The organism is Telmatocola sphagniphila (assembly GCF_018398935.1).
GTDB lineage: Bacteria > Planctomycetota > Planctomycetia > Gemmatales > Gemmataceae > Telmatocola > Telmatocola sphagniphila.
On record NZ_CP074694.1, the window covers coordinates 6,165,045 to 6,177,959 of the forward strand.

The following is a 12,915-nucleotide window of genomic DNA, read 5'->3' on the forward strand; positions in this document are numbered from 1 at the left end:
TTGGCTGCCTGCCTAAAGTTTTAGTAGAGGATCACTGCGGAGGAATTGCATGTCGTCTTTTGCCACGCGTCAGAATCTCGAATTGATCGAAGAACAATACGCTCATTGGAAGCGCGATAACTCCTCCGTGGACAGCCATTGGCAGGCCTTTTTTGAAGGTTTCGAGCTGGCCGGAGCTGGTTCCACTCCGGCGTCGGGAGAAACAGGCCAAACCGATATTGTGCGTCTGATATACAACTATCGAAATATGGGACATTTGATGGCCCATCTCGATCCGCTCTCTGATCCCCCTTCCGAATACCCCAATCTGGCAATTTCCGAATTCGGTTTCACTCCGGACGATCTCAATAAAACCTATGATGCCAGTGCCTTCGCCGGTATGCGGCAGGCCACTCTGGCAGAACTTCTGGCCGCGCTCAAAGAAACTTACTGCGGCAAAATTGGCATTGAGTACCTTCACATCCAGGATACCGAGCCTCGCAGCTGGGTGCGCGACAAGGTCGAACTTTGCCGATCGCGGCCGGCGCTGCCTCTGAGGCAGAAGTACCGCGTGCTGATGACGCTGCATTACGCGGAGCTGTTCGAACGCTTTCTGCATACCCGCTACCAGGGCCAGAAGCGATTTTCCCTCGAAGGTTCCGAAACGCTGATTCCCGTGCTCGACGCGCTGGTGGAAAAAGCCCCCAGCCTCGGTGTGAAGGAAATCGTCCTCGGCATGGCTCACCGCGGCCGGCTGAACGTCCTGGCCAATATTCTTCACAAACCGTATCAGGATATCTTCAACGAATTCGAAGATAACTTCCTGCTCGACAGCATCGACGGCGATGGCGATGTGAAGTACCATTTGGGCTTCTCCTACGACTACACCACCAGCCAGGGACAGCAGATACACTTGTCGTTGACGCCCAACCCCAGCCATCTGGAAGCGGTCAATCCGGTGGTGGAAGGCCGGGTTCGTGCCAAGCAGTGGCTATTTGCGGACAAAGAACGCATCGCCGGTCTACCACTCTTGATCCATGGCGATGCGGCCTTTGCCGGTCAGGGAATTGTCGCCGAGACCCTGAATCTGTCAAACTTGGAAGGGTACACCACCGGCGGAACGGTTCACGTCGTCATCAACAATCAGATTGGTTTTACGACCTCGCCGAAGGATGCCCGTTCGACAACGTACTGCACCGATGTGGCCAAGATGATTCAGGCTCCCATCTTCCACGTCAATGCGGAAGATCCCGAGGCCTGTGTGTTCGTCACGGAATTAGCTCTGGAATTCCGGCAGAAATTCCACCGCGATGTGATTATCGATCTCTACTGCTACCGCAAGCATGGCCACAACGAAGGCGATGAGCCTTCCTTCACCCAGCCGATCATGTATCGCAAGATCAAGGATCGGCCGAGCGTCTCGGCAATTTATACCGAGCAGTTGGTGACCCGGGGCGAAATGAAGCCCGAGGAGGCCGATGCGATCAAGCGCGAATTCCAGACAAAACTGGATACTGAGCAGGAGATCGTCAAAAAATCACCGCCCCGGCCGCGCGGCATGAAATCTTTTAGTGGTTCCTGGCAGGGGATGAACTCGAAGTTCGTTTTCGAACCGGCGCCTACCGCCGTCAGCCGGGAAGTATTGCAGGAAATCACCGAAATCATCACGACGGTGCCGCCCAATTTCACGATCAATCCGAAAATCACATCGCTATTGCAGAAACGCTCGGAAGATTTCGCCAAGGATCGCGGCATCGACTGGGCCTTCGGGGAAGCTCTGGCTTTCGGCAGCCTGGTCAAAGAGGGCAATGCGGTTCGGCTCAGTGGGCAGGACAGTCGGCGCGGCACCTTCAGCCAACGGCATGCGACTTTCACCGATGTCAACTCGGGCGAGCGCTACGTTCCGCTACGAAAATTGAATAACGGCAAAGTGACGTTCGCGGTTTTCGATAGCTTGCTGAGCGAGGCCGCCGTTCTCGGATTTGAATTCGGATACTCCCTGGATGACCCGAGCGTGCTGGTGCTCTGGGAAGCGCAATTCGGCGACTTCGCCAATGGGGCCCAGGCGATCATCGATCAGTTCATCGTCCCCAGCGAATCGAAATGGCAGCGTTCCTCCGGTTTGGTGATGTTGCTGCCGCACGGTTACGAAGGGCAGGGGCCTGAGCACAGTTCCGCCCGGCTGGAGCGATTCCTGCAATCCTGTGCCGACGATAACATTCAAGTCTGCAACCTGAGCACTCCGGCCCAGTACTTCCATGTCCTGCGTCGGCAGATGAAGCGAACTTTCCGCAAACCGCTGGTGATCATGACGCCCAAGAGCCTGCTGAGGCATAAGGACGCAGTCTCACCCGTGGCCGAGTTTACGCATAATCGCTTCCACGAAATTCTCGACGATTCGAATATCAATCCTGCCGAGATTAAGCGAGTGCTCTGGTGCAGTGGTAAACTTTATTACGAATTGCTGGAGAAGCGGAATGAGAAGAAGGCCCGCGAGGTGGCCATCATTCGGCTGGAGCAGTTCTATCCCTTTGCCGCCGGTCAGGCGAAGCAGATTTTGTCCCGCTATTCGAATGCTCGAGATTTCTTCTGGGTGCAGGAAGAATCGAAGAACATGGGTGGCTGGACCTTCGTCGACGCCCGCTTCCGCGAAGAACTGGGAATTAATTTGCGATACATCGGTCGACACGCGAGTGCCAGCCCGGCCACCGGTTCGCACAAAGTACACGTGAAAGAGCAGAAGGAACTGGTCGAGGCGGCATTTGCCGATGCGTCGGCGGTCGCCGGTTATACGACTAATGGCATCCATGGTGCGAACTACCCGCGCGAAAAACAGACTCACTAAATGAATCGGCTCGGGAGATTTCGGATGAAATTTCCTGGACCAGACGGGAATGAATATGGCGATTGAAGTGAAGGTCCCTTCCGTCGGTGAATCGGTCACCGAAGGCCGCATTGCACGTTGGATCAAGCCAAGCGGATCCGCCGTTAAAAAAGATGAATCGGTGATGGAACTGGAAACCGACAAGGCGACCGCGGAGGTTCCCGCCCCGGCGTCCGGCATTTTGAATGTGCTGGTTCCGGAAGGCGAGATCGTGGCTGTGGGTTCGGTCGTCGCCACCATTGATGACAAACCAACCGTCAACATTTTGCCGCCCACGGTCACCGCTCAAGTGCCTCCCGCGCCGAAACTGGTTCCGGCCAAGGATACGCCTCTTTCTCCCGCCGCGGCCCGCGTGGCCGCCGAAACTGGCGTTGACCCCAAGACCGTGACTGGCACTGGCCGCGATGGTCGAATAATCAAGGAAGATGTGGTGGCTGCGGCCAATAAACCGGCCGCTCCGGTTCCGGCGACACCTCCCGCAAAGCAACCTCCCACAACGGTTATCCCTCCGAGGACAACGACGGCTGTTGCTCAAACCACCGGCGATGGCAAACCCCGTGAGATGCGACAGAAGATGTCGACGATTCGCACTCGCATTGCTCAAAGGCTGGTGGAATCGCAGCAGTCCACCGCGACGCTCACCACCTTTAACGAAGCGGATATGACCGCCATCAGCGAAATCCGCAACAAATACAAAGACAAATATAAGGAACGGCACAACATCAATCTGGGCTTCATGTCGTTCTTCGTGAAAGCCTCCATCGAAGCGCTGAAGGCTTTTCCGCTGGTCAATGCCCGAATCGATGGCAACGAAATCGTCTACCAGAACTTTTACGATATCGGTGTGGCTGTCAGTACCGAACGGGGGCTGATGGTTCCGATCCTGCGCGATGCGGATAAGCTCAGTTTTGCGGGCATCGAAAAGAAGATTGTGGAAGTGGCCGTGAAAGCCCGCGACGGAAAAATCTCCGTCGATGATCTTCAGGGGGGAACCTTCACCATCACCAATGGTGGGATCTTCGGTTCGATGCTGTCGACGCCGATACTCAATCCGCCGCAGTCGGCCATTCTCGGCATGCACAGCATCCAGAAGCGGGCGGTCGTGGTGAACGATCAGATCGTAGTTCGCCCGATGATGTACATTGCCCTGAGCTATGACCATCGCATCATTGATGGTCGCGAAGCGGTGCAATTCCTGGTTCGCATCAAAGAATGCCTGGAAAATCCAGAACGATTAATGCTCGAAATCTAACCCTTCCGAGGCGTGCCGTTTGATGTATTGCGGCACGTCCCCCTCTCCGGGCGGAACGCACGTTTTAGAATCGGAATAAGAGAAACACATGGAAACTTTTGATCTGATCGTCATCGGGGCCGGGCCGGGAGGATACGTGGCGGCCATCCGGGCAGCTCAATTGGGTATGCGAGTGGCCTGCATCGAGAAACGCAAAACCTACGGTGGAACCTGCCTGAATGTCGGCTGCATTCCTTCCAAGGCTCTTCTCGATTCCAGCGAACTCTACGAGGTCACGCAGCACAAACTCGCCAAGCATGGCATCGGCGTAAGCAACGTCACTCTCGATCTGGCCGCGATGATGAAGCGGAAAGATCATGTCGTCAAAGGGCTGACCGACGGCGTGGCTTATCTGTTCAAGAAAAACAAGGTCACCGGCTTTCAGGGCTCGGCCAAATTACTCGGTAGCAGCAAGGTGGAGATCTCTCATCCGGACGGGACCAAACGCACGATCATTGGCAGCAAGATTCTGCTGGCGACTGGCAGCGAAGTCAGTCAGGTACCGAGTCTGCCATTCGATGGACAGAACATTATCTCCTCGACCGAGGCCCTCTGTCTCGACAAGGTTCCCGAACACCTGATAGTTGTCGGCGGCGGCTATATCGGCCTTGAAATGGGTTCGGTCTGGCTGCGGTTGGGTTCCAAGGTGACTGTACTGGAATTTCTGCCACGCATCCTGCCGCTGACTGATACCGAAATCGCGACGATGGCTCACAAGTCGCTGGCCAAACAGGGGATGCAATTCCACCTGGAGACGAAAGTGACCGGCGCCAAGGTGGCCAACGGCAAGGTCACTGTTTCGGCCGAAGGCAAAGAAGGGCCACTGAGTTTCGAAGGGGACAAGGTTCTGGTTTGCGTCGGTCGCCGGCCGAATATCGAAGGTTTGGGGCTGGCCGAGGTCGGCGTTCAATACGATCCGAAGTCGAATAAAGTGCCAGTCAACGATCATTACGAAACTAATGTCGCGGGTATCTATGCCATCGGCGATCTGATCGCTGGTCCCATGCTGGCGCACAAAGCTCAGGAAGAGGGTGTGGCGGTCGCGGAATTGATGGCCGGGAAGGCCGGGCATGTCAATTACGATTGTATTCCCAGTGTCATTTATATTTGGCCGGAAGTCGCCTCCGTCGGTCCGACCGAAGAACAGATCAAGGAATCGGGTCGGCAGTATAAAGTTGGGAAATTTCCCTTTGCCGCCAATGGCCGAGCCAAGGCGATGGATGAAGCCGAAGGGGTCGTGAAGGTGATTACCGATGCTCAAACGGATCGGCTACTGGCCGTGCATATCTTTGGGCCGCGGGCTTCGGACATGATTGCCGAAGCGGTGACGACGATGGAATTCAAAGGCAGCGCGGAGGACATCGCGCGGATCGTGCATTCGCATCCGACGCTTTCCGAGGCGATGGGCGAGGCCGCACGGATGGCCTACAGTGGCTTGGCGTTGCACAGTTAAGCGAGTTCTGTTGGAAAAATTTGAACCGCAGAGAACGCAGAGAGAGAAGAGTAGAAGAGTAGAAGACCTAGCGAAGGGGACTGGCTCCGTTTCGGTGCCTGTCCTTTGGCTGAACGATGAAAGCAATTTTCACCGCGGAGCACACCGAGAACACTGAGGTTGTTCTGTGGATCGGGTTGAATCGTTGAGTGGGTTTGGAAAGATGCGAACCGCAGAGCACGCCGAGAACGCAGAGAGAGAAGAGTAGAAGTCCTAGCGAAGGGGACTGACTCCGTTTCGGTGCGTGTCCTTTGGCTGTATGAGGAAATCAATTTTTACCACTGAGAACACTGAGAGACGAGGGTACTGGGTGCAAGTTTCAGGTTGAGTTGAAAATGCAGTGCATTTTCAACGGGTTGAGTAAAAAGCGGAATAGGCCATTCCTAGCCCTGTATTTCTCTGCGCACTCCTGCGGTTAATAAATTTTTTCAAAGAGCGCAACCGCGGAGCACGCCAAGAACACAGAGAGCAGGATACAAGTCATAAACCGAAAATTTGAAGTGCGATTGTTCTTCCTCATTGGTATACTGCCAATCTCCGAAAAAGATTTGTCTATCCCCGCGGCAACATCTCCCCGTTTTAACCGGTTAGGATTACTCTCCCATGCGTTGTTTAATCTTACTCTTTGCGACGACATTCCCGGTATACGCTCAGCAGGAACATATCGCTCCCGCGGCCCCACTTTTGCCCGAACAGGCGCAAAAAAAATTCAAGGTTCCACCCGGTTTCGAAGTGCAGTTGGTCGCTTCCGAACCGACAATTGGCAAGCCCATGCAAATGGCCTTCGATGCCAAGGGCCGGCTCTGGGTCACCTCGTCCAATGAATATCCTTTCGCAGCGAAGGAGCGGGCCGGAAAGGACAAGATTTACATCCTCGAAGATTTCGACGCTCACGGCAAAGCTCAGAAAGTTACGACTTTCGCGGAAGATCTGAATATTCCCATTGGCATATTGCCCTTACCCGACTGCAAATCCTGCATCGTCTACAGCATTCCCTATGTCTGGAAGTTGACCGATACCCAGGGTACCGGCAAGGCCGACAAAAAGGAGCACCTTTATGGGCCGTTTGGCTTCCGCGACACGCATGGAATGGTCAACTCCTTCGTGCAAACCCTCGACGGCTGGGTGCATGCCTGTCACGGCTTCAGCAACGATTCCTCGGTGAAAGGTACCGATGGCCAGGTACTGACGATGAATAGCGGCAGTACTTTTCGCTTTCGGCCCGACGGTACACATTTGGAAATCTGGACGCGCGGGCAGGTCAACCCCTTTGGCATGACCATGGACCCCTACGGCCAGCTTTATAATGCCGATTGTCACAGCCGGCCGATTACGCAATTGATTCACAATGCAGTTTACAGCAGTTTCGGCAAGCCGCACGATGGCCTGGGTTATGGACCCGATATGATTCGCCACGATCACGGTTCCACCGCACTCTGCGGACTAACCTGGTTGCAGACCGACACCTTCCCGCCGGAATATCAGAACAGCATTTTCCTGGGGAACGTCGTCACCAATCGCGTTCACCGCGATGCGTTGAAATGGTCCGGTTCCAGTCCGGAGGCCGTCGAACAGCAGGAATTCATGATGACCGACGATCAATGGTTTCGGCCCGCGGACATCAAGCTCGGGCTCGACGGAGCCTTGTACGTCTCCGATTTTTACAACCGCATCATTGGCCATTACGAAGTCGCGCTCGATCACCCGGGCCGGGATCGCGAGCGCGGCCGGATTTGGAGGATCGTTCCCACGGCGAAACCCCTGATGGATAAAACCGATCTCACCCAGCTAAGTTTTGAGCAGTTGATCAAGGAACTGGATTCCTCGAATATTGTCCGACGGCAATTGGCAGCGTTTCAAGTAATTCAACGCGGACGCGATAACCCCGCCCTCGCCTCCAAGCAAACTCTGGCCTGGAACTCCGCGCCCGGCAAACGGCCTGCAACATCTTATGAAATTGTAAATAGCTGGAAGAAATCGGGACTGACCGATATCGAACTGTCGCTGAATTCGGCCGATTCCCCCGAATACCGCGCCCGTTTCTTGCGAAATTGCGATCTGAAGAAATATACCACGACGATACCGAGCATCTTGGAAGGGAGTGAGGCGTTCAGCAAGCGTGCCATACTGGAAAATCTGACGGTACATCCCGATACGGATTTAATTCTGACCTTGCGCGGCCTGATAGGAAATACCCCTTCGACCGATTCGCACATGAAGCACGCCGCCCGCATTGCACTGCGGGAAGCCTTGTTGCAGCCTCACGCCTGGGAGAAACAGGGAGTACCCGTTCTCTCCGAAAATCGCGATGCGAAGATTATGGTGGATGTCTGCCTGGGGGCCCCCACGGAGAAAGCCGCGGCCTATCTGGTGTCGATGCCGGTTTCCATTCTCTCAAACGATAATCACCTGATCGATGCCTGCACGCACATCGCCCGATATGGAACCGTCGATACCCTGCACAAACTTCATGACCTGATCACCGGTCAGAATAGTATGACGACAGAAATGAAGCTCGCCAGTCTACAGGGGGTTTTCAAGGGTTATCAGCAACGGGGCCGGGCGATCGATGGGGAGTGGATCAGTTCCACCGATAAATTGGTGACCAACTATTTGAAACTGCCTGGCGAAAAAGAACAACTGGCGGCTTTGGATCTGGCAGCCACTCTGAAGCTGAACAACCAGTTCGAAAATATTTCGAATCTCGTCGAGAATGCCAAGGCTTCCGAACCCGCACGGCTCGCGGGGTTATCCACTCTGGGCCGCTTAAATTCGGTTCGAGCTCTACCGTATCTCATCCTCGCACTGAGGGATTCGAACTGGAGCATCCCGGCGCGCGAAAAAATTGCCCAGCAGCTGGGTCAGATTCCCACGCCCGATTCTCTGACTGCCCTGGGAGATGCTATCCGCACCGCTCCGAGTCGATTGGACGGGGCCATCGCTCAGTCGCTGGCCGGTTCGAAGCCGGGTGCGGAGATTCTGTTCACCACCATCGAGAAAGGTTCTGCTTCGCCCCGGCTATTACTCGATAAGGCGATTCAGGATAAACTGGGCAGCTACAAGGAACGCATCGCCAAGCTCACGGCCGGTCTGCCGAGCGTCGATCAAAAGATTCAGATGACGATCAATCAGCGCAAGAAATCGCAGGGACTGGGTGAAGCGAATTTTGAAATAGGTAAATCTCTGTTCACCAAACACTGCGGTATTTGCCATCAGATTGCGGGTGTCGGTGCCAAGGTCGGGCCGAACCTCGATGGGATCGGCAACCGAGGTCTGGATCGGCTTCTGGAAGACGTGCTTGATCCGAATCGTAACGTCGATGCGGCGTTTCGGATGACCACGCTATTTTTGAAGGATGGGAAAACTCTCTCCGGTCTGGTGGTTCGCGAAGAAGGTCAATCCGTCGTGATCGCCGATCAGACAGGGAAGGAAACCGCGGTGGGCAAGGATAACATTGAGGAGCGAAAAGTCTCCAACCTTTCCCCGATGCCGGCTAATATAGCAGAGCAGGTTTCCGAGTCCGAATTCCGGCACCTGATGGGTTATCTGCTGAAACAGAAAAAAGATTAGGTGCGTTGAAAGACGTAGCGAGTTTTTGCATTCGCTCCGTTCCTATGAGTTCACTGCGAGGAACTTTGATGCGTTTTTTCCTTCTAATGACTTTGCTGGCTTTGCCCACGTCCCTTTTCGCCGGTTCCTCGAATAGCCTTATGGATGTTCGTGCAGATGGCTCCCGCTTGGTAGTGGCCAATACCGATAACGATTCAATTACGGTTGTCGATCTGAAAACGCGAAAAGCCGCCCCCGAGTTGAAAGTCGGCAGTCACCCGGAAGGGGCCGCCTGGGTCGCCAATACTCCGCTCGTAGTCGTCACTCTAAACGGCGAATCGGCGATCGCCTTCGTCGATACCCAGAAATCGGAAGTCACCAAACTGAAAACCGAGTTCGAACCCTATGGAGTGGTTGTCAGCAAGGATGGCCTGACCGCGTATGTCACTCACGATTACCCCGGTAAGCTGAGCGTGATCAACGTCGCCGAGCGAAAAGTTTCGCGGGTTATCTCGGTCGGTGAATGGTCGCGCGGCATCGCACTGTCGTCGGACGAACAGAAAGTTTACATCACCAATTTCTACTCGGCGGAACTCACCTGCGTTGATCTCAAAGAAGGTAAAGTGATCGACCGCTGGCTGGGGCAAAGTACGGAGAACCTTTGCCGGCATGTGGAGTTGCACCCGAAGCGAGGCAAAGCCTATCTGTCGCACCTGCGCTCCCGGGTCGACACCTTCGACGCCCGGGGCTCGATCTTCCCACAACTGACCATCGCCGATTTACGACCGAAAAAAAATGAGGAAGATTCCCGCCGCAAATCGCTGGCCATGGATACCTACAACGGCGTCTACGTCGTGGCCAATTCCTGGGAAGCGGCCATCACCCCGGACGGCTCTAAGATCTATACGCTCTACGCCGGATCGGAGGAAATGAACGTTTCCAAAATTCTCGACGACGACTACGAAGAGCTAGACCGCATTGGCCGGGTGATCAAGCTCGGGAAAAACCCTCGAGCGGTGCGAGTCTCGCCCGATGGCAAAGAGGTTTACGTCTATAACACGCTCGATTTCACAGTCAGCGTTCTGGCGGTGGAGGGCAATAAGAAACTGGCTGAAATTGAAGTCTGCAAACCGGCCCATAGCCCCGAATGGGTTCGCGGCAAATTTTTATTCCACACTGCCAGTCCGCCGATGAGCGGGGCACGCTGGGTAGCGTGCTCTTCCTGCCATCCGGATGGCCATTCCGATCATCGAGTCTGGCAGAACCCGGATGGCCTGCGAAAAACGCCGCCGTTGTTCGGTCTGGCCCATACGCATCCATTGCACTGGTCGGCGGACCGCGATGAAGTTCAGGATTTCGAATATACGATTCAAGGAAAATTGATGCGGGGTCGCGGCTTAACCAGCGAACATACCGCCGCGCTGAAACCGGAGCTGGAAACGAAGATGAGCGGCAAATCGAAAGACCTCGATGCCCTAGCAGTTTATACCAACTCGTTCCATTTCAATCTTTCTCCCTATGCAGCGGAAGGAAAATTGAGCCCGGCGGCTCTACGAGGCAAAGAACTTTTCTTTAATAAGGATGTGAACTGCGCCAGCTGCCACAGCGGCCCCTATTACACCGACAGTTCACTGGTCAAACCTTTTAAACTTCACGATGTGGGAACGAGTAAAGACGATCCGCTGGAGAAGTTAGGGCCCGGCTACGACACACCCACCTTGTTGGGGATCTATCGCTCCGCTCCGTATCTGCATCACGGCAAAGCCAAGACCCTTATGGATGTGCTGACGACTTTTAACCCCAAGGATCAACATGGAAAGACTAGCCATCTTTCACAGCTTCAGAAAGAGGATCTGGTCGAGTTTCTGAAGGCGCTTCCCTACGAGAAGCCGCCCCAGGAAACGCCGAATACCGTGCCGTACTTCGAAAAGCAGAAGTGATCTCAAGCGGCCAATCGTCGAGCCCGACAGAGCAGTTGAACTTCCTCGAGCAGATCTCCCATCAGCAGATTGCGGAGAAATTGCTGGGAGCCGAAGGTGTGATTCACCCGGTCGGGCAGGCCGAAGCGCTGGAAGCGGGCTCGGAAATTTCCAGCCTCCGCCAGCACTTCCGAGCAGGCCGCGCCGAGGCCGCCCGTAATCGAGTGCTCTTCCACGGTCATCACCCAGGGCAATTCCCGAACGCACTTTAAAAGCATCGTCTCATCGAGCGGCTTAATCGTATGCATGGAGACGACGCGGATCTCCAACCCATTCTCCTGACGGACCTGATCGCTGACGCGTAAACACTCGCCGAGCATGGCCCCGGTGGAGATCAAGCAGCCATCGCGACCGGTACGCAACACATTTGCCTGACCGAGACGGAAGCCTGGTTCGTTCTCGTGAAGTACCGGTTCATTGGCTTTGCCTAGCCGGAGGTATCCGGGACCGCTATGTTTGTTCAATTCCTGAGTGGCCAGTCGGGTTTCGACGGGATCGCCCGGGGCCACCACGGTCATACCAGGCAGCATTCGCAAAATACCGAGTTCCTCGACGCCGTGATGCGTGTAGCCCTGCGAGCCATAAGCGAGGCCACCGCCGACCGAGACGATCTTCACATCCAGTTCGTGGTAGCAGATGTCATTGCGAATCTGTTCCAGGCAGCGCAAGGTCGGAAAATTGGCAATCGAATAAAGGTAAGGCTTGATACCCGTGCTCGCCAGTCCAGCGGCGATGCCGATCATGTTCTGCTCGGCCACACCCACATTGACATAGCGATCCGGAAAGCGTTCGATGAACTTCTCCAGCACGGAGAAGCCCAGATCGGCGGTCAGTAGCCAGACTCGCTCGTCCTGCTCGGCAATGTTAAGCAGAGTATCGATGAAGGCAGTTCTCATGCGGCCCTCCGAAGTTCTCGCAATGCGGTTTCCAGCTGCTGATCGTTGGGGGATTTATAATGCCATTCCAGCCGGTCTTCCATGAAAGAAACACCTTTCCCCTTGATCGTGTGAGCAATCACCACGCTCGGTTTATTGGCGACAAAGGGAATCGAAGTCAAAGTCTGGTGGATCAACTGGTGATCATGGCCATCGATTTCGCGCACTTCCCAGCCGAAGGCCCGCCACTTGTCGGCGAAGGGCTCCAGATTCAGGATCTCTTTCACCCGGCCGAAGCTTTGAATTTTGTTGTAATCCACGATGGCGGTGAGGTTATCCAGCTTGAATTGCGGGGCGAAGAGAATCGCTTCCCAGATGGATCCTTCATCGCATTCGCCGTCGGATAGCAGGCAAAAAGTGCGGTAATCGTGCTTTTTGCGTTTAGCGGCCAGTGCCAGCCCGCAGGCAATCGAGAGTCCATGCCCCAAAGAACCGGTGGAGAAATCGATCCCGGGAACGTCGTAGTGCGAGATATGTCCCGAGAGGACGCTGCCGTCCTGACCGTAGGTGTCCAGCCAGGATTTCGGAAAGAAGCCGTTTTCCGCGAGAGTTGCATACACGGCCGCGGCCCCATGCCCTTTGCTCAGGAGAAACCGATCGCGATCCATCGAGCCCGGTAGATCGGGGCTGACTCGCAAGAGGCCCCCGTAGAGCACGGCCAGCAAATCGGTCATGGAGAAGCACGAACCGATATGGGAGGCCTTGGCGCGATGGACCATACGCAGCGTCTGGCTGCGGATTCGGGCGGCCAGATCTTCGCTTGCTTTGAGATCGAATTCCAAGGCGAACTCCTTTCGCTGCTTCGG

The 12,915-nt window shown here is 55.1% G+C and carries 7 protein-coding genes; 5 read left to right on the top strand and 2 right to left on the bottom strand.

Annotated features, from left to right (window positions below; genetic code table 11):
* Positions 1-49: 49 nt before the first annotated feature.
* The 5 genes from KIH39_RS24635 (at position 50) to KIH39_RS24655 (ending at position 11,135) form a co-directional block, all read left to right on the top strand.
* Positions 50-2,824, top strand: coding sequence for a 2-oxoglutarate dehydrogenase E1 component (locus tag KIH39_RS24635; RefSeq protein WP_213496511.1), 2,775 nt, complete (start codon positions 50-52; stop codon positions 2,822-2,824).
* A 55-nt stretch (positions 2,825-2,879) separates the two neighbouring features.
* Positions 2,880-4,115 carry a 2-oxoglutarate dehydrogenase complex dihydrolipoyllysine-residue succinyltransferase gene (odhB, locus tag KIH39_RS24640; protein ID WP_213496513.1) on the top strand — a complete coding sequence of 412 codons (1,236 nt, stop codon included), beginning with the start codon at positions 2,880-2,882 and terminating at the stop codon, positions 4,113-4,115.
* An 88-nt stretch (positions 4,116-4,203) separates the two neighbouring features.
* On the top strand, positions 4,204-5,607 hold the full coding sequence (gene lpdA / locus KIH39_RS24645; RefSeq protein ID WP_213496515.1) for a dihydrolipoyl dehydrogenase: 1,404 nt from the start codon (positions 4,204-4,206) through the stop codon (positions 5,605-5,607).
* A 642-nt stretch (positions 5,608-6,249) separates the two neighbouring features.
* Positions 6,250-9,216, top strand: coding sequence for a PVC-type heme-binding CxxCH protein (locus KIH39_RS24650; RefSeq protein ID WP_213496517.1), 2,967 nt, complete (start codon positions 6,250-6,252; stop codon positions 9,214-9,216).
* A 68-nt stretch (positions 9,217-9,284) separates the two neighbouring features.
* On the top strand, positions 9,285-11,135 hold the full coding sequence (locus tag KIH39_RS24655; protein ID WP_213496519.1) for a beta-propeller fold lactonase family protein: 1,851 nt from the start codon (positions 9,285-9,287) through the stop codon (positions 11,133-11,135).
* A 2-nt stretch (positions 11,136-11,137) separates the two neighbouring features.
* Here KIH39_RS24655 and KIH39_RS24660 read toward each other — a convergent pair whose 3' ends face one another.
* On the bottom strand, positions 11,138-12,070 hold the full coding sequence (locus KIH39_RS24660; RefSeq protein ID WP_213496521.1) for a transketolase family protein: 933 nt from the start codon (positions 12,068-12,070) through the stop codon (positions 11,138-11,140).
* Complete coding sequence (locus tag KIH39_RS24665) at positions 12,067-12,891, bottom strand: transketolase (protein ID WP_213496523.1); 825 nt, start codon at positions 12,889-12,891, stop codon at positions 12,067-12,069. The genes KIH39_RS24660 and KIH39_RS24665 overlap by 4 nt, the downstream gene beginning before the upstream one ends.
* Positions 12,892-12,915: the final 24 nt, after the last annotated feature.

What these genes read in the sequence shown, in the direction of transcription:
- KIH39_RS24635 (WP_213496511.1), top strand. Translation starts at nt 50, where the DNA reads ATGTCGTCTTTTGCCACGCGTCAGAATCTCGAATTGATCGAAGAACAA.
- odhB (WP_213496513.1), top strand. Translation starts at nt 2,880, where the DNA reads ATGGCGATTGAAGTGAAGGTCCCTTCCGTCGGTGAATCGGTCACCGAA.
- lpdA (WP_213496515.1), top strand. Translation starts at nt 4,204, where the DNA reads ATGGAAACTTTTGATCTGATCGTCATCGGGGCCGGGCCGGGAGGATAC.
- KIH39_RS24650 (WP_213496517.1), top strand. Translation starts at nt 6,250, where the DNA reads ATGCGTTGTTTAATCTTACTCTTTGCGACGACATTCCCGGTATACGCT.
- KIH39_RS24655 (WP_213496519.1), top strand. Translation starts at nt 9,285, where the DNA reads ATGCGTTTTTTCCTTCTAATGACTTTGCTGGCTTTGCCCACGTCCCTT.
- KIH39_RS24660 (WP_213496521.1), bottom strand. Translation starts at nt 12,070, where the DNA reads ATGAGAACTGCCTTCATCGATACTCTGCTTAACATTGCCGAGCAGGAC.